This window comes from Bradyrhizobium sp. 33ap4 (assembly GCF_032654765.1).
Classification (GTDB): Bacteria; Pseudomonadota; Alphaproteobacteria; order Rhizobiales; family Xanthobacteraceae; genus Bradyrhizobium; species Bradyrhizobium australafricanum.
Genome location: NZ_JAUMTJ010000006.1, coordinates 39,344 through 56,211, shown reverse-complemented (window position 1 = coordinate 56,211; position 16,868 = coordinate 39,344). Strand labels below are relative to the sequence as shown.

The following is a 16,868-nucleotide window of genomic DNA, read 5'->3' as shown; positions in this document are numbered from 1 at the left end:
CATTTCACCGCGCTATAACCGTCGCCGACGACATTGGGCGACGGTTGCCATGGCGCACAATCACGACCACGACCACAGCGGTCATTCTCACGGACATGCCGGGCATTCCCATGCCGGGCACAGCCACGCGCCCGACAGTTTCGGCACGGCCTTTGCGGTCGGCGCGTCGCTGAACACCGCTTTCGTCGTCGCGGAGCTGATCTTCGGCTATTCCGCCAACTCGTTGGCGCTGGTCTCCGACGCGGTTCACAATCTCTCCGACGTCATCGCGCTGCTGTTGGCCTGGGGCGGGGCATGGCTCGCCGGCAGGCGGCCGACCGATACTCACACCTATGGCTACCGTCGCGCCTCGATCCTGGCGGCGCTGTTCAATGCCGGGTTGCTCCTGATCGCGGTCGGCGGCATCGCGGTCGAGGCGATCAATCGCTTGCGCGAGCCGGCGGAGGTCGCAAGCTGGACCGTGGTCTGGGTCGCGGCGCTCGGCATCCTGATCAATGGCGGCACCGCGCTGCTGTTCATGCGCGGCCGCGACAGCGACCTCAATGTCCGCGGCGCCTATCTGCACATGGCGGCGGATGCCGGTGTCTCGCTCGGCGTCGTGATCGCCGCGCTCCTGATCATGGCGACCGGCTGGCAGTGGCTCGATCCGGCGATCAGCCTGGTGATCGCCGTGATGGTGCTGCTGAGTGGCTGGGAGCTCGCCCACGACAGCGTCAACCTCGCGCTCGACGCGGTGCCGAGGGGGATCGATCTCAAGCAGGTGCGGGATTATCTCATCGCGCTCGAAGGCGTCACCGAGGTGCACGACCTGCACATCTGGGCGATGAGCACCAGCGAGACCGCGCTGACCGCGCATCTGGTGCGGCCCGGCGGACACGACGATGTCTTCCTGCATCACGTCTGCGCCGAGCTCTCGGAGCGGTTCAGCATCCACCACGCGACACTGCAGGTCGAGATCAGCAGCGAGACCTGCCGGCTGGCGCCGGCGGAAATGGTCTAGCCGACGCGGCCGCCACGCACTCGCATTCAATTGATCGATCGACCCATGTCCACGGCTTCCACGGGCGGCGACGACACGGCACATTGCGACCGCGCGAATGGCTGGCGTAATCAACGGAGGGCGACGTGAAGAAGGCAATCGGTCTTGCAATGTTGTTCTTCGCCGTGGGCGCGCTGCCGCATGCGCATGCCGAGCCGGCGAAAGCAGGCGTCGAGAAGCTCTACATCCTCAACTGCGGTGAAGGCGTTGCAGGTGACATTTCACGCTGGTCGCCCGGCGTCAACGAAGGCAAGTCGATGGACTTCGTCGACAATTGCTACCTGATCAAGCATGCCCAGGGCTGGTTCCTGTGGGACACCGGGATTCCCGACGCGGTGGCGGCGATGCCGGACGGCCTTGCGCCGGCTGATCCGAAGGCGATCACCTGGCGGCGGCCGAAGACGCTCGCCGCGCAGCTCGACCAGCTCGGCGTCAAGCCGACGGACATCAAGGCGATCGCCGTGTCGCACACCCATCCCGATCACATCGGCAATGTCGAGCTGTTCCCGGCGGCGATGCTGTATGTGCAGAAGGCGGAATATGAATGGCCCGGCACCAACAACGCGCCGCGCTTCAAGCCCGAGCATCCCGTGACGAAGCTGGAAGGCGACCGCGACGTATTCGGCGACGGCAGCGTCACCATCCTGTCGACGCCGGGCCATACGCCCGGCCACCAGTCGCTGCTGGTGAAGCTGCCGAACACAGGTGCGATCGTGCTGACCGGCGATGCCGTTCACTTCAGGGATAATTGGGACAATCGGCGCGCGCCGAGCATGAACGCCAGCAAGGAGCAGACGCTGGCCTCGATGCAGAAGATCGCCGATACGCTGACGAAAGAGAAGGCGCAGCTCTGGATCAACCACGACAAGGCGCAGCGCGACGGGCTGAAGCTGTCGCCGGAATTCTACGACTGAGCCGCCGTGGCGGTGTTCGCTTTCGACCAGTTTCGAAAAATCTGCGCGGTCTCCTCGTCCATCGGAAAGAAGCTCTCGATGCGCAGCTCCTGCAGCGTGACGTCCTGCGGCGTCCCCAGCGTCGCGATCGTGGTGAACAGCTGCAGGCTGACGTCGCCCTTGCGGAACAGCATCGGCAGCACCGGTCCGGATGCGGGACTTGCCGGCGCGGCCAACGCGGCCTCGACACCGTCATAGGCCAGCAGGCGCTTGAGCAATTCCGCCGTCGCAGTGGTGCCGTCGGCGGCGGCATCGGCCTCGACGCTGCGGACGAAGTAGCCGGCAACCTCGGTCCAGTTGGTGAGATAGGGGCGCAACACACCGGGCGCGACCAGCGCATCGGCGAGGTTGACCGCCGTGCCTGGCGCCAGCGGCCCGACCAGGAATTCCACCAGTTGGCTTGCGCCTGCATTGGCGAGCAGCAGATTCCAGTGCCGGTCGACCACGACCGCCGGGAAGGGCTCCTGCTGTGCCAGGATGAAATCGAGCGCGTAGCGGATCTGGGCGAGCTCCGGCGCGGCGAGGTCGGTTTGCCGCCAGACCGGCGCGAAGCCGGCCGCCACCAAGAGCGCGTTCTGCTGGCGCAACGGCACGTCGAGCGCCGCGGCAAGCCGGATCACCATGTCGCGGCTCGGCGCGGCGCGGCCGAGCTCGAGAAAGCTGAGATGCCGCTGGGAGATATCCGCGCGCCCGGCGAGCTCGAGTTGCGAGTGCCCCTTGCGCTGCCGCCACCAGCGCAGGCTGGCCGAAAAATCGCGCTGCTGCGACATGAATACCTGTGAAGTAGTTGCCGGAATGATCTCGCCGGGCAAGATGCCACAAGCGAACCGAAAACGCATGGGGATCGGGATGGGCGAATGGATCGGCGTTGCGATTGCACTGGTCTCGAGCTGCCTCGGCGGCACCGCCGCGGCGATCACCCGTTACCTGGCGGGCAATGCCGACCCGATCACGCTGGCGATCCTGCGCTGGGTGATCGGCTTTCTCTGTGTGCTGCCCGCCGCGGTCCTGCTCGGGGCGAAGTGGCCGCGGCGTGACGACTTGCCGGCGGTCGCGGCGCTCGGCGTCGCCTTCTTCGGCGTGTTCTTCGTGCTTTATAATCTCGCGATGTCCTACACGACGGCGGCGCGCGCCAGCCTGGCGCTGGCGACCTTGCCGCTCTCGACGATGGTGGTCGGCGCCTTGCTCGGCTTCGAGCCGCTGACGATGCGCAAATCGATCGGGGTCTCGATCGCGGTGCTCGGCGCGGCGGCGGCGCTGGCATCCGGGCTGGCGGCGGCGCCAGTGGGCGCATGGCGCGGCGAACTGATCATGGCCGCCGCAGTGCTCTGCATGGCCTTCTACAACGTGCTGTCGCGGCCGTTCATCCGCCGCTCCAGCGCGCTCGGCTTCCTTGCCGTCGGCATGGGCGCCGGCGCGGCCGCGCTGGTGGCGGTGGGATCGTTCACCGGCAGCCTGGCGACGCTGCGCGAGTTCGGCACGTCGCAATGGATCGCGGGGCTCTATCTCGGCATAGCCGGCGGCGCGCTGGCTTTCATCCTGTGGGTGCTGGCGCTCGAGCGGGCCTCGCCGACCCGCGTCGCCAACACCATGACGGTCAATCCGATCGCCGCCGCGCTGCTTGCGAAGCAATTGGTCGGCGAGCCGATCACGGCCAATCTGGTCGTCGGCCTGATCGCGGTCTTCGCCGGGATCTGGATCGCGACGTCGGAAACCAAATCGGTCTGATCAGCCGCGCGGCGCGGCAGGCGCGGCCGCCGGCGGGGCAGGCGAGTGCGTCGGCTTCAGCGTGCCGGCGTAGAACGACAGGACGAACACCAGGATAAGGCCGACAAGATAGACCCCATAGGATTGCGGCGGGGTGATCGCCCATTGCATGAGGCGTCGGATCGGGTTTGGCGGGCCAGCGTCGTTGTCCATGCGCTGTTGTGCGCGAAGGCCCGGACAAAAGGAAGCGGAATCGGCGCCATTCGGCGGCCGTGTTCCGCGCGAAATGGTGAGGCGGGCGGCCTTGCAATGCCGCATTGGCGTTCGCATCTGTCACGCGACGACCAACCCTTCCTCCCGCACCAATTGCCCGGCATAATCCAGCTTATGGAACTGACGCCCCGTTTGCGCCTCATGAATTGGCTGGTCCGCCAGGGTTTGACGGGCCTGCCGGAAAACGACCTGCTGCGCGGTTTCTGCGAGCGCTGCCGGGCCGCGGGCATGCCGCTGTCGCGGGCGATCGTCTTCATCGATACGCTGCATCCGATCTTCGAGGGACGCGGTTTCCGCTGGAACGACGGCGAGAGCAACGAGGCCGACATCTTCGAATACGGCTCGACCAGCACCGGCGAGGCCAGCCAGACCTGGCGGCGGTCGGCCTTCTATCACATGCTCGAAAACGGCCATGACGAGATAGTGATCGATCTCGCCGACACCTCGCACGATTTCTCGATGATCGGCGAGCTGGCGGAGAAGGGCCACAAGCATTTCGCCGCCTTCGTGCATCGCTTCGGCGAGGCCGGCACGATCGGCGAGATGGACTGCTTCTACTCCTACTACACCACCCGCCGCTCGGACGGGTTCGACGAGAACCATATGGCGGCGCTGCGCGACCTGGTGCCGGTGCTCGGGCTCGCGATCAAATCGGCTGCCCAGGTCGAGATCGCCCGCACGCTGGGGCGGGTCTATCTCGGCCGGGACACCGCGGAGCAGGTGCTGCGTGGACGCATGCAGCGCGGCATCACCGAGAAGATCAAGGCCGTGCTGTGGTACTCCGACGTGCGCGGCTCGACCGCGATCAGCGAGCGGATCGGCCCGGACGAGATCATTCCGTTCCTCAACGATTATGCGCAGGCCTCGATCGATGCGATCCACGACGCAGGCGGCGAGGTGCTGAAGCTGATCGGCGACGGCGTGCTGGCGATGTTCACCGGCGAGAACGTGGCAGGCGCCAAGCGGGCCGCGCTGCGGGCCGAGCACAGATTCCGGCATAACATCCGCGTGCTGAACGACCGCCGCGAGAACGAGGGCCGGCCGACCACCACGGCCTATGTCGGGCTCCATGTCGGCCAGGTCTTCTACGGCAATATCGGCAGCGAGGACCGGCTGGATTTCACGGTGGTCGGACCGGCCGTCAACGAGGTCAGCCGGATCGCCTCGATGTGCGCCTCGGTCGATCGGGAGCTGTTGACCTCGACCGATTTCCGCACCGGGCTCGACGCCGCCGGCCGCAACTATCTGGTCTCCACCGGCCGCTTCGTGCTGCGCGGCATCGGCCATGCGCAGGATCTCTACACGCTGGATCCGGCGATTGCCGCCGACGAGGTCGTCGGCGGCAAATACGAGCGGTACTTGGCGAGCTAGGGTCTCTCCACCGTCCTTGCGAGCGCAGCGAAGCAATCCATTCCTCCACAGGTGGCGACATGGATTGCTTCGCTGCGCTCGCAATGACGGCTGAGAAGACCCGGGATCAGCACCGCGCGGGTTCGCCGACCATGTCGGGCTGCCGCGTCAGCGCCACCGCGGGCGACATCAGGATCACCAGCGCCTGGGCGGCGAAGATCGCGGCCGCGAGATAGAGGCAGGCTTCGGCGCCGTAGAGGCCGCCGACGATGGCGCCGAGCGCGGAGCCGAGCGGGCGCGCGCCGTAACTCATGATGTTGATCGCCGAGACGCGCCCGAGCAGCGAGGGCGGCGTCACCGACTGCCGCAGCGTGGTGGTCGAGATCACCCACAGGATCGGCCCGACGCCGAGCAGGAAGAAGCTGAGGCCGGCGAGCAGCGGCGTCGCAAACCAGGTCGTCAGCGCCATCACGGCCGCGGCGACGAAGCCGGTAACCGGGCCGAGCCCGATCACGGTGCCGAACGCCAGCCGCTTCATCACGCGGGTCGCGAACAGCGCACCGACCACCATGCCGACGCCGTACATCGCAAGCGTGGTGCCGACGCCGGTGGCGCTGAGCCCGAGATGGCGCACCGCATAGGGCACGAACACGGCGAGCAGCAGGAACGACGCGGTGTTGAAGATGAACTGGGTGATGAACACCGGCCGCAGCAAGGCGTGGTGCATTACGAAGGCGGCGCCTTCCTTGATGTCCTGCAACGGATGGCGCCGCGGGGCAGGCTGCCGCGCCGGCTCGTAGATGCCGGCGAGCAGCACGACCGCGATGGCCGACAATGCCGCGGCGAAGCCGAATGCGGGCGCGGCACCGACCCAGCCGACCAGCACGCCGCCGAGCGCGGGGCCGCTGGCGAACGCGACGGTACGCGCGAGCTCGATGCGGGCGTTCGCCGCCGGCAATTGCTGTGACGTCACCAGCGAGGGGACCAGCGCCGGCGCAGCGACGCTATAGGCGACCGTGCCGCAGACCGCGATGAAGCCGAGCAAAGCGAGCAGCGGCAGCGTCATCGCGCCCAGCCACAGCAACAGCAGGATCGCGGCAAGCGCGGCCGCGCGCAGCGCTTCGGAGCCCGCCATCACCCAGCGCCGCGACACGCGGTCGGCGAGCAGGCCGGCGGGAATCGCAAACAGGATGAAGGGCAGCGTCAGTGCGGTCTGCAACAGGCCGGTCTGGCCTTCGCCGACGCCGAGCAGCAGCACGGCGACGATGGGCGCAGCCGCAAGCGCAACCTGTTCGGCGGATTGCGCGGCGAGATTGGACCAGGCCAGGCGGTTGAAGGTGGCTGGCAGGCGAGGCGTATCGGCGGACATGACGGAATCCTTGATCATTCGACTGCCCGGTAGTGTGTGGTTGGAAGAGGCCCGATCCCACCCGTTTCCCGATAACGCCAAAAGCAGAAGCCCGCCGAAGGGGATCGGCGGGCTCTTCCAGAGTCAGACTTGGCTGAAAGCTGTCACTGCGGTTTGGGAGCAGGCGCCAGTTGGCCCGTAATGGTGCCGACCAGCGCGGTTGGCGCGCTTTCGATGCCCACCGTCGGTGTTTCGGTGACCTCGGCCTTGCGCTGCGCCAGCGCGCTGGTCAGGCTGGTGAGTGCGTCGGAGCCGGCGGGGAAGCCGGCCTCCGAGAGGATCTTGTCGATCATCGGCTTGAATGCGGAGACCGACAGCAGCTGCGCGGCGAGCCCGTCGCCGAGCCCGAGGCCGCCATTGCCGTTGGCGTGGCCGTTGGCGCCGCCGCGACCGAGCATGCTGCCGGTGTCGAAGATCCGGATGTCGGAAATCTTCTCGATCGGCTTCACCGCCTCGGCGAGCGCGCTCGGGATCACGTTGATCCGCGCGAGGTTGAGATCGTAGGCGATCATGTCGGCGCTCAGCTTGTTGCGCGCCTCCGCCTTCATCGTCGCGACCTCGGCTTCGGCCTGGCCGAGCGCCTTGACGCCGGCAGCGCGGGTGGTGGCAGCCGCCGCATCGGCCTTGGCGAGCACGTTGGTGGCTTCCGCCTTGTTGGCGGCGGCCTGGCGTTCCGCCTCGGCCATCACCGTGATCGGCATCGCGTCAGTCTCGGCCGCCTTGCGCGCCGCGATCACGTTGATGATCTTGTCGCGCTCGGCGATCTCGGTGGCGCGGGCGGTGGTGACCTTTTCCTCGGCGGCGATCGCAACGGCACGCGCGGTCTCGGCGATGGTCTGGGCCTCCGACTGCTCCTTGCTCTTGGCCGCGACCGCGATCGCGCTTTCCTGCGCGACGATCTGAAGGTCGCGCTCCATCTCGGTGTTGCGGCGCTTGACCGCGAGATCGGCCTCGATCTTGCGCGTGTCGCGGGCCTGGTTGGCCTCGGTCTGCTTGTTGGCGACCGCGAGCTCCTGCTGGATGCGGTATTCGGCCTCGTTCTGCAGCGCGGTCTGTTCGACCTGCGCCGTCTGCGCGCGCATCGCGGCGGTCTTGTTGGCGATGTCGCGCTGCTGGGCGAGCTCGGCCTCGCGCTTGGTGCTTTCGATCGTCAGCGTGGTCTGCCGCGCCACCAGATCCTGCTGGGCGATGTTGACCTCGGTGGTGCGGACGATCTGGTTGCGCTCCTGCTCACGCTCCTTGGTGATCTTGGTCAGCGTGGTGAGACCATGCGCATCGAAGAAATTGCTCGGGTTGAAGTGCTTGATGTCGCTCTGGTCGAGCTTCGTCAGCGACACCGATTCAAGCTCGAGACCGTTGTTCTGGATGTCGGCGCCGACCGCGTCCTGCACCGCCTTGACGAAGGTGGCGCGCTGCTCCTGCAATTCCTCGAGGTTCATGGTCGCGGCGACCGAGCGCAGGCCGTCGACGAACTTGGCCTCGACCAGCTCGCGCAGCTCGGCCGCGTCATTGGTGCGGTTGCCGAGGGTCTGCGCCGCGAGCGCGATCGACGACGCGTCGGGTTTGACGCGCAGATAGAACTCGGCGCCGATATCGACGCGCATGCGGTCCTTGGTGATCAGCGAGTCCGGGCCGCCGCGCGCGACCTCGAGCCGTAGCGTTTTCAAGTTCACCGCGGCGGTGGAGTGGAAGATCGGCAGCACGAGCGAGCCGCCGTCGAGCACCACCTTCTGGCCGCCGAGGCCGGTGCGGACATAGGCCTCATCGCGCGTCGAGCGCTTGTAGAGCTTTGCGAACAGGAGACCGATAACGAGGATGACGATGACGCCAATAACGACGGGTACAGCAAGTTCCCACATGTGTTATGCCCTGTTGGAAGATCGTTGTTGTTCGACGAGGTCGGCTGGAGCGGCAATCGCGATGAAGCCCTTGGCATCGCGATCGACCAGCAGCACGCTGGCGCCGACCGGCAATGCCTCGGACTCCGCGCTGGCACGCGCCGACACGGTGTGCCAGTTGCCGAAGACATCCTTGAGACGGACCCGGCCGGGCAGGCCCTGATCGAGCGGGCCGACCGACACGGTTGCGACCTTGCCGACAAAGTCGCTGTCGTTGACCGCATAGCTCTCGTCGCGCGGAATGACGCGGGCGAGGCCGCGGCTGGTATTTCTGATCACGGGGATGCTGCCTGCGGCAGCAACCACCGCGGCAAGCGAGACCGGGATGGCGGTGCCTGCGGCATGCGCCAGTCCCTGAAGCAGGAAGCCTCCGATCGAGAAGATGCCGAGGATCAGGATGATCAGGATCAGGAGGGGAAGCCGTCCGGCGTTGATCCAGAGAAACAGGCCACTGAGAGCATTGTGGCTCTCGGCCTCGACCGCGAAATCCTTGCCGATCAATTCGCTGATCGAAAGTCCGATCATGGTGCTGAGCAGTTCGATACCGCCAAGTGCCACCATGATCGCGGCCGCGACCGCGAAGGGCCGCACGTCGGGGGCGAGCAGAATGTCGCCAACTGCACTCATTTTTCTGACTTGATCCTTTCAAGCCGCGCCGCGATTTCCTTTTCGCGATGCAGGCGATCGAGTTCGTCAAGCTCCTTGTCGCCGAGCACGCTGGAGGCGGGAACACCGGTGACCCGGGCGATCGCCGCCATGGCGCGCTCAGCACTCCATGTATTGGTCGTCGATGGGCCCCGGCTGGTTTCGTCCTGGGCCTCGCGGATCAGGCTTTGTTCGAGATCGGCCAAGCGCGTCTCCGCCTCGCGGCGCGCGCCGAGCATGGCCTGCAGCGCCTTGGTCTGCTCGTCGATTTCGAGTTCGATGAAATCCATCGCGCGTTCCAGCGCGATCACCTGCGACTCCAGATCAATTTGCCGTGCAACGCCGGCGCGCGCGAGATCCTCGCGATTTTCCGCAAGTGCGAGACGAATCTTTTCGTTCAGATTGGTCGTTTCGGTATCCAGTTCTTCGCGCCGCTTCTTCAGGCGGAATTCTTCGGCGCGCGACTTGCCGAGCGCGTAGCGCGCTTCGTCGGCGCCGGCGTCGATCTCGCGGATCGCCTGTTTGACCAGCGCGACCTTGTTGTTGTTCTCGACATTGTCGATGGTCTGGCTCGCGATGGCGGCAAGAAGCCGGCCCATGCGCGCAAGGATGCCTTCGTGAAGCATGGTCTTCTCCTCCGGTTGTGCTGATTTCGATTTGACGGCGATGTGGATTTCGTAGCCGCGTCCATCCGAGATCAAATGCGCCGGGAAGGGGCTTTCCCAGCCTGAGACATATCCCGGCACATCGAACGGCACCAAGACGCGTCCGCTAACAGTGCTAATGGTCAGTGAAGTTGGGCCCTTGATCGCAAACAACTTGTCGTCGAGCGGTATCCGGCGGACGGCGGCGCCTGCGATGTAATTGGCACGGTCGCGCAGGCCGAGCGTCACCAGCCGTGCGGGGAGGCCGGTCTCCTTGCGGATCTTCTCGTAGGCCTGGGCGTGCAGCGAGACGAGGTTGGCGCCGACGGGGGCGACCTCGGCGAGGATCGCCATCATCCGGTCATAGGCCGCAAAGGTCGCCTCGATCGCCTCGATGCCTGAAGGGTCAGGGGCGAGGGCGTAACGCAGGGTTGCGGTGGGCGTCTCGACGGGCAGCTTAATCATGCATCTAACGTAAAGCGCTTCCTTAGTGCTTTACAAGGAGGGCGGTGGTATCATTTTCGTGAGCCTAGATGCAGTTGCAAATGAGTTGCAATAACGGGACAGATCGGCCATCCTTGTCGGATGGATGCTCGGACCCCTGAACTGTCTTCCGTTTCGGTTCCCAATGCAGTGCCAAGTGGCTGGCGGGGCGATGCCGGACATGTGCGCAGCCTGCCTGAGGTGAACGCGACCGTCGCGGTGCCGTCAGGCGGCCTGTGGTGGCGGCGGCTGCTGGCCTTCGCCGGGCCGGGCTATCTGGTTTCGGTCGGCTATATGGACCCCGGCAACTGGGCCACCGACCTCGCGGGCGGATCGAAGTTTGGCTACACGTTGCTGTCGGTCATCCTGCTCTCCAACCTGATGGCGATCCTGCTGCAGGCGCTTGCCGCGCGGCTTGGCATCGCCACCGACCGCGACCTGGCGCAGGCCTGCCGCGCGACCTACTCGCGCCCGGTGAATTTGCTGCTGTGGCTCGCCTGCGAGGCCGCGATCATCGCCTGCGACCTCGCCGAGGTGATCGGCACCGCGATCGCGCTCAAGCTGCTGTTCGGCATTCCCCTGATCGGCGGCGCGCTGCTGGCGGCGCTGGATGCGTTCCTGCTGCTGCTCCTGATGAATCGCGGCTTCCGCTTCCTCGAGGCCTTCGTCATCGCGCTCTTGATCGTCATCGCGGTCTGCTTCGTCGTCCAGATCGCGGCCGCCGCGCCGCCGGTGGCCGCCGTGCTCGGCGGCTTCATCCCGTCGCGCGAGATCGTCACCAATCCGGAGATGCTGTACATCGCGATCGGCATCATCGGCGCCACCGTGATGCCGCATAATCTCTATCTGCACTCCTCGATCGTGCAGACCCGCGCCTACCCGCGCACCGAGGAGGGACGGCGCGACGCGATCAAATGGGCGACCACCGATTCCACCATCGCGCTGATGCTGGCGCTGTTCGTCAATGCCGCGATCCTGGTGCTGGCGGCCGCGACCTTTCACAAGAGCGGCCATTCCGATGTCGCCGAGATCGACCAGGCGTTCGAACTGCTGTCGCCGCTGCTCGGCCTCGGCATCGCCTCGACGCTGTTTGCCGTGGCGCTGCTCGCCTCCGGCCTCAACTCGACGGTGACGGCGACGCTGGCCGGCCAGATCGTGATGCAGGGCTTCCTCGACCTCAAGCTGCCCGACTGGCTGCAGCGGCTGGTGACCCGCGGCATCGCGATCGTCCCTGTCATCGTGGTCGCCGCGCTCTATGGCGAGAGCGGCACGGCGCAGCTGCTGGTGTTCAGCCAGGTCGTGCTGTCGATGCAGCTGCCGTTCGCGGTGATCCCGCTGGTGCGGTTCGTGTCCGACAAACGCAAGATGGGCGCGTTCGCGATCTCACGCCCCGTCGCGGTGGCGGCGTGGATCGTCGCAGGGTTGATCGTGATCCTGAACGTGAAGCTGCTGATCGATACGTTCTTCGGCAGCTAGTCCTGCGGCTCGGCGAGCACCTCGCCTGATGCGTCGACGCGCAGCCAGCCCGACGGCGCGAGCCGCTGCTGCGGCAGGAAGCGGCCCTTGTAGTCCATCTTCTTGGAGCCCTCGATCCAGTACCCGAGATAGACGTAAGGAAGGCCCTGCCGGCGGGCGCGGGCGATGTGGTCGAGGATCATGAAGGTACCGAGCGAGCGGGCCTCCAGCCCGGGCTCGAAGAACGAATAAACCATCGACAGCCCGTCGCTGAGCACGTCGGTCAGCGCCACCGCCATCAGCTCGTCGCCGCGGCCGGTGATGGCGCTGTCGCCATTGCGCTTGCGGTACTCGATGATCCGGGTCTCGACATGGCTGTCCTCGACCATCATGGCGTAGTCGAGCACGGTCATGTCGGCCATCCCGCCATTGCGGTGGCGGCGGTCGAGATAGGCGCGGAAGACCGAATATTGCTCCGAGGTCGGCACCGCGGTGCGCTGCTCGCCGATGATGTCGGCGTTGCGGGCCAGCACCTTGCGGAAGTTGCGGGAGGGGCGGAATTCGTTGGCGATCACCCGGACCGAGACGCAGGCCCGGCACTGGTCGCAGGCTGGGCGGTAGGCGATCGACTGGCTGCGGCGGAAGCCGCCATGGGTCAGCAAGTCGTTGAGATCGCCCGCTTTGTCGCCGACCAGGTGCGTGAAAACCTTCCGCTCATGTCGGCCCGGCAAATACGGGCAAGGCGAGGGCGCCGTCAAATAGAACTGGGGAGTATCACGCGAATGCTGGGTCACGTCAGATCGTCGGGCTCCACAAACAATACAGGCAGCCGAGTGAGCATCGCCCCCCTGAGGCTAACGGTCAATTGGTTTAGGCGGGCCTAATAGGAGGTCCGCGCGGCCGGGGCGACGGGGGTCCGGACCGAGCTGTTGATAATGACGGTTCCGAGGACGATGTCGTGCAGCAGCCGGCGGCGGCCGTTGAGCAGCCCGATCAGGAGCACTAGCGGCGACAGGAACGAGATCGTCACCCAGAACAGCACCGCATGGGTGGCGCCGAGCACGAAATAGCCGCGCGCACCGTACCAGGTCCGCAGTTCCAGATCCATCATGCGCATGCCGATGGTGGCCGAGTGCTGCCCGCCGATCGAGGCGCCGTAGTAGACGATCGCCCAGACGATCGAGGCCGGCGAGACCAGCCAGAACAGCGCCCAGCCGAGACCGAGCGTGACGAGGCCGAACACCGCGATGAAAATCACCGCCAGGATCACCGGCACCGACAGCACGAACAGGTCGATCAGGAACGCAAAGACACGTCGCGTCAGCACGCCGCGGAACAGGTCCGGCTGCATCATTGGGTCGAACGCATGCGGAGGAACGCCGCCGTCGTTGCGCCAGGCCTCGTTGCGCCAGGTGCCGCCGTCATTGCCGTAAGACATGACCAACCTCCGATGAAGTCCCGCGCAGGACATGGGAACAGGAGGCGCATTCGCCAAGCCTGCGCGAACATTAACTAGCCGAAATAATCCGGCGATTCGGGGGCTGGATTGAGCGGTTCTACCTTCACGCCGTCATTGCGAGCGGAGCGAAGCGATCCACTTGTCGCAATAACGGGCGGCGGCCGTCAGCTCTCCGCCTTGATCTTTTCGGCGGCCTTCGGCGCGAAATAGGTGAGGATGCCGTCGGCGCCGGCGCGCTTGAAGCCGACCAGGCTCTCCATCATCGCGCGCTCGCCGTCGATCCAGCCATTGGCGGCGGCGCCCGCGATCATCGCGTACTCGCCGGACACCTGGTACACGAAGGTCGGCATCGCGAAATGGTCCTTCACGCGGCGGACGATGTCGAGATAGGGCATGCCCGGCTTCACCATCACCATGTCGGCGCCCTCGGCGATGTCGAGCTCGACCTCGCGCAGCGCCTCGTCGGAATTGGCGCTGTCCATCTGGTAGGTGCGCTTGTCGCCGGTCAGCGTCTTGGCCGAGCCGATCGCGTCGCGGAACGGGCCGTAGAAGGCGGAGGCGTATTTCGCCGCATAGGACATGATCTGCACGTCGCCGAAGCCGTTGTCGTCGAGCGCCTCGCGGATCGCGCCGATCCGGCCGTCCATCATGTCCGACGGCGCGATCACGTCGCAGCCGGCCTCGGCCTGGGTCAGCGCCTGCTTCACCAGCACCGCGACTGTCTCGTCGTTGAGGATCCTGCCGTCCTCGATCAGCCCGTCATGGCCATGGCTGGTGAAGGGATCGAGCGCGACGTCGCAGAGCACGCCGATGTCGGGAAACTCCTTCTTGATCGCGCGCACCGCCTGGCAGACCAGATTGTCGGGGTTGAGCGCCTCCGAGCCCTGCTCGTCGCGCAGCGACGGCTCGGTGAACGGGAAAAGCGCGATGCAGGGAATGTTGAGCCTTGCCGCGCGCTCGGCGTCGCGGACGATCTGGTCGACGGTGAGCCGGTCGACGCCGGGCATCGAGGCCACCGGCGTGCGGGTGTTGTGGCCATCGACCACGAACATCGGCCAGATCAGGTCATTGCTGGTCAGCACGTTCTCGCGCACCAGGCGTCGGGCCCATTCCGACTTGCGGTTGCGCCGCATCCGGATCGTGAGGTCGAGCGAGGGGGAGGCGAGGGCATCGCTCTGCCGCCGGGGCGCATCACGCAGTTCAATCGGGCGCCCGAATTTGATCGCCATGTCTTCTTCTCCTCGACGGACGGCATTCTGGACCTGATAAGGTCTGGACCTGATATAAGTCCGTTTCTAGCACCTGTCAGGGCCGCCGTCATTGCGCCGCTATTGCATCCGTGGCGCCCTTGATTTGCCGCAACGGCAATTGATTTTGCGTCCCCGGCGGGCCAAGACTGCGCCCATGAACCCCATTTTGCAGCCGCTCTGCGGCGATTCGGATGTCTGACACCTCTGCACGCGATCAGGCGCGGGACAATGCCATCTCGGTGAGCGCGATCTCGTCCGACCGGATCGAGCCGGACGACAATGCGTGGACGCGGCGCCTCGTCATCTTCCTGCGCATCATGGCCGTCGTCTCGGTCGCCAAGGGCCTCTATCACTGGGCCCAGGTGACCGGCTTCGTCGGCGGCGAGGAGGAGGCCTTCGAGAACCAGTCGATGGCCTGGCAGACCGCCACGATCTATTTCGCCGTCATCGAGCTCGTCGCCGCCGTCGGGCTCTGGCTCGCGACGCCCTGGGGCGCCGTGGTGTGGCTGACCACCGTGGTGTCGATGGCGGTCATCGAGCTGATGTTTCCCGGCATCTATGGCGGCAGTCTCACCGTGGTCGGGCTCGAGGCGCTGATGCTCGCCGCCTATCTCGCGCTGGCCTGGATGTCGGCGCGCGAACGCCCGCCATAGGCCGGCGTGCAGCGATGGCCTGATGCACTGTTGCCCCGTGGCGACAGCGCCACGAATAGCCGGCCGCGGCCGGCAATATTTGCCAGCCGTGCGCGCAACGAGAAGACAGCTCTGCTGGTTCTGATAGGTGGGTGCCGACAGATCGCATCCGTTTGAGACACTCCCTTGCGGGACCGTCTCTACGGGACCTGCCGTCGGGGCCCATTTCACCGGACCTCGGCGCGTGTGCCGGCCGGCTTTGCGCGGGCCGACGGCGGAACCGGTCTGGCCCCCACAACAGATCGGCACCGCTGCGCGCATCGCGTGCACGTCCCGCCGCTGCACTCCGATAAAATTTTCAAAGAATTTTCCGGTAACCGATCGGTCACCGTAAAGGGTTCCCTCATACCCGTTACGCCACCGTTTCGAATTCAGACGATGCTGTTTCCGAATGTGACAGGGCAGGCAGACGAAGCGTGAACAAGGGTCCGCCACCGTCAATGAAAAGTTGCGAAAAGCCTTTGATCCATGGGCTTAATCCACGATTCACTGTCTTAAATTCATGATCTCTTTATTCTCTTATTTAAGCGGATATTCAAACGGCCCCCTTACGTTGGACCTATCAGGCGGGACACAAGTTTCGTCGAATAAAGTCGATAAAAACGACAAACAGGGGAAGTGTCATGATGAAAGCCGTTGCGACAACGGCGGCGGATGCCGCTGATCGCGCTACCGGTCAAGCTCCGGTGCAGCCGCTCTATCTCGAAGCCCTGACTTTGGTGGAGCGGCTGCATCGCCGGCTCCTCGACGTCATCAAGGACGAATTCGATCGTCGTGGCCGCGCCGACATCAACTCGGTGCAGGCGCTGCTCCTGTACAACATCGGCGACAAGGAGTTGACCGCCGGCGAGCTGCGCACCCGCGGCTACTATCTCGGCTCCAACGTCTCCTACAATCTGAAGAAGCTCGTCGAGCTCGGCTTCCTCGATCATCAGCGCTCGCGCGTCGATCGCCGCTCGGTCCGCATCCGGCTGACCCCGCAGGGCCAGGAGGTCCGCAAGATCGTCGACGCACTCTATCAGAAGCACGTCAAGACGGTGGAGCAGGTCGGCGGCATCTCGAACGAGGAGTTCGCGAGCCTCAACAAGTCGCTGCATCGCCTCGAGCGGTTCTGGACCGACCAGATCCTGTATCGCCTCTGAGCCTTCCCGTTTTCGCCTGATGGCCAAGCCGGCCGCGCGAGAAGACCGGCAGCCTTCCTTCAGTCCAGCCTTGCTCCGGTCCAACCTTGCTCCAGTCAACGCATCGGTCATGCCCGGCCGATGCGTTTTTCATGCTGCACCTGCGAAAATAAATGGGCCCCGGCGAGGAACCAAGGCGTTCCCTGCGGCTTATCCGTTAGCCAACGGAGAGGCAGGGATATGTTGCTCGAACGCGGGATTGAGGTGCTGAATGTCGAGGTCGTCGGTGACGCCTACGCGATCGCCTCGAACTATCTGCGCAAATCCGGCGCCATCGCCGACAATTTCGCCACCAATGAGCGCCTGCTCGGCATCATCGTGAAGCTGTTCCAGCGCGGTGAGATGAACCGCCTCCGCCTCGCCAACAAGGCGATCGCGAAGTTCGAGGCCGAGACGCTGGTGGTCGCCTGAGCGTCAACCCGGAGACTTCA

At 65.5% G+C, this 16,868-nt stretch carries 17 protein-coding genes; 8 read left to right on the top strand and 9 right to left on the bottom strand.

Features of this window, described 5'->3' with window-relative positions; translation table 11 throughout:
• Positions 1-49: 49 nt before the first annotated feature.
• Together Q2M23_RS06415 and Q2M23_RS06410 are read left to right on the top strand one after the other, a co-directional pair.
• Entirely contained in the window at positions 50-1,000 is a 951-nt protein-coding gene (locus Q2M23_RS06415) for a cation diffusion facilitator family transporter (protein WP_076834397.1), read from the top strand.
• 149 nt (positions 1,001-1,149) lie between these two features.
• Positions 1,150-1,953: an N-acyl homoserine lactonase family protein gene (locus tag Q2M23_RS06410; RefSeq protein WP_076834411.1), complete on the top strand. Its 804-nt coding sequence runs from the start codon at positions 1,150-1,152 to the stop codon at positions 1,951-1,953.
• Here Q2M23_RS06410 and Q2M23_RS06405 read toward each other — a convergent pair.
• A complete protein-coding gene (locus Q2M23_RS06405) occupies positions 1,944-2,762 on the bottom strand; it encodes a helix-turn-helix domain-containing protein (protein WP_076834395.1) in 819 nt (272 codons plus the stop codon). The genes Q2M23_RS06410 and Q2M23_RS06405 overlap by 10 nt on opposite strands.
• A 79-nt stretch (positions 2,763-2,841) precedes the next feature.
• Between Q2M23_RS06405 and Q2M23_RS06400 the strand changes: the two genes are divergently transcribed.
• Entirely contained in the window at positions 2,842-3,720 is an 879-nt protein-coding gene (locus tag Q2M23_RS06400) for a DMT family transporter (RefSeq protein WP_076834393.1), read from the top strand.
• On the opposite strand, the gene Q2M23_RS06395 is transcribed toward Q2M23_RS06400, so the two are convergent.
• Positions 3,721-3,912, bottom strand: a complete 192-nt coding sequence (locus Q2M23_RS06395) for a hypothetical protein (protein ID WP_057020744.1) — start codon at positions 3,910-3,912, stop codon at positions 3,721-3,723. It abuts the gene before it with no gap.
• Positions 3,913-4,086: 174 nt separating this feature from the next.
• Here Q2M23_RS06395 and Q2M23_RS06390 point away from each other — a divergent pair, with 174 nt between their 5' ends.
• Positions 4,087-5,343 carry an adenylate/guanylate cyclase domain-containing protein gene (locus tag Q2M23_RS06390; RefSeq protein ID WP_076834391.1) on the top strand — a complete coding sequence of 419 codons (1,257 nt, stop codon included), beginning with the start codon at positions 4,087-4,089 and terminating at the stop codon, positions 5,341-5,343.
• A 106-nt stretch (positions 5,344-5,449) separates the two neighbouring features.
• Here Q2M23_RS06390 and Q2M23_RS06385 read toward each other — a convergent pair whose 3' ends face one another.
• From Q2M23_RS06385 to Q2M23_RS06370, 4 genes are all read right to left on the bottom strand, one after another.
• On the bottom strand, positions 5,450-6,691 hold the full coding sequence (locus Q2M23_RS06385) for an MFS transporter (RefSeq protein ID WP_076834409.1): 1,242 nt from the start codon (positions 6,689-6,691) through the stop codon (positions 5,450-5,452).
• A 143-nt stretch (positions 6,692-6,834) separates the two neighbouring features.
• Positions 6,835-8,589, bottom strand: a complete 1,755-nt coding sequence (locus Q2M23_RS06380; protein ID WP_141342651.1) for a flotillin family protein — start codon at positions 8,587-8,589, stop codon at positions 6,835-6,837.
• Between the two features lie 3 nt (positions 8,590-8,592).
• Positions 8,593-9,255 (bottom strand): OB-fold-containig protein, encoded by a 663-nt coding sequence (locus Q2M23_RS06375; protein WP_076834388.1) that lies wholly within the window; start codon positions 9,253-9,255, stop codon positions 8,593-8,595.
• On the bottom strand, positions 9,252-10,382 hold the full coding sequence (locus Q2M23_RS06370) for a PspA/IM30 family protein (protein ID WP_253623801.1): 1,131 nt from the start codon (positions 10,380-10,382) through the stop codon (positions 9,252-9,254). Before Q2M23_RS06370 ends, Q2M23_RS06375 begins: the two co-directional genes overlap by 4 nt.
• Positions 10,383-10,502: 120 nt before the next feature.
• Here Q2M23_RS06370 and Q2M23_RS06365 point away from each other — a divergent pair, with 120 nt between their 5' ends.
• On the top strand, positions 10,503-11,876 hold the full coding sequence (locus Q2M23_RS06365; protein WP_076834384.1) for an Nramp family divalent metal transporter: 1,374 nt from the start codon (positions 10,503-10,505) through the stop codon (positions 11,874-11,876).
• On the opposite strand, the gene Q2M23_RS06360 is transcribed toward Q2M23_RS06365, so the two are convergent.
• From Q2M23_RS06360 to hemB, 3 genes are all read right to left on the bottom strand, one after another.
• On the bottom strand, positions 11,873-12,649 hold the full coding sequence (locus Q2M23_RS06360) for an arginyltransferase (RefSeq protein WP_076834382.1): 777 nt from the start codon (positions 12,647-12,649) through the stop codon (positions 11,873-11,875). The two genes, Q2M23_RS06365 and Q2M23_RS06360, sit on opposite strands and share 4 nt — an antisense overlap.
• 86 nt (positions 12,650-12,735) lie before the next feature.
• Positions 12,736-13,293 carry an RDD family protein gene (locus Q2M23_RS06355; RefSeq protein WP_057020739.1) on the bottom strand — a complete coding sequence of 186 codons (558 nt, stop codon included), beginning with the start codon at positions 13,291-13,293 and terminating at the stop codon, positions 12,736-12,738.
• 185 nt (positions 13,294-13,478) lie between these two features.
• On the bottom strand, positions 13,479-14,543 hold the full coding sequence (gene hemB, locus Q2M23_RS06350; RefSeq protein WP_076834380.1) for a porphobilinogen synthase: 1,065 nt from the start codon (positions 14,541-14,543) through the stop codon (positions 13,479-13,481).
• Positions 14,544-14,755: 212 nt separating this feature from the next.
• On the opposite strand from hemB, the gene Q2M23_RS06345 reads away from it, so the two are divergent.
• The 3 genes from Q2M23_RS06345 (at position 14,756) to Q2M23_RS06335 (ending at position 16,848) form a co-directional block, all read left to right on the top strand.
• On the top strand, positions 14,756-15,217 hold the full coding sequence (locus Q2M23_RS06345; protein WP_016845013.1) for a DUF6163 family protein: 462 nt from the start codon (positions 14,756-14,758) through the stop codon (positions 15,215-15,217).
• Positions 15,218-15,879: 662 nt separating this feature from the next.
• A complete protein-coding gene (ldtR, locus tag Q2M23_RS06340; RefSeq protein ID WP_018271925.1) occupies positions 15,880-16,398 on the top strand; it encodes a transcriptional regulator LdtR in 519 nt (172 codons plus the stop codon).
• A 219-nt stretch (positions 16,399-16,617) separates the two neighbouring features.
• On the top strand, positions 16,618-16,848 hold the full coding sequence (locus tag Q2M23_RS06335; protein WP_141342653.1) for a hypothetical protein: 231 nt from the start codon (positions 16,618-16,620) through the stop codon (positions 16,846-16,848).
• The last annotated feature ends 20 nt before the right edge of the window (positions 16,849-16,868 follow it).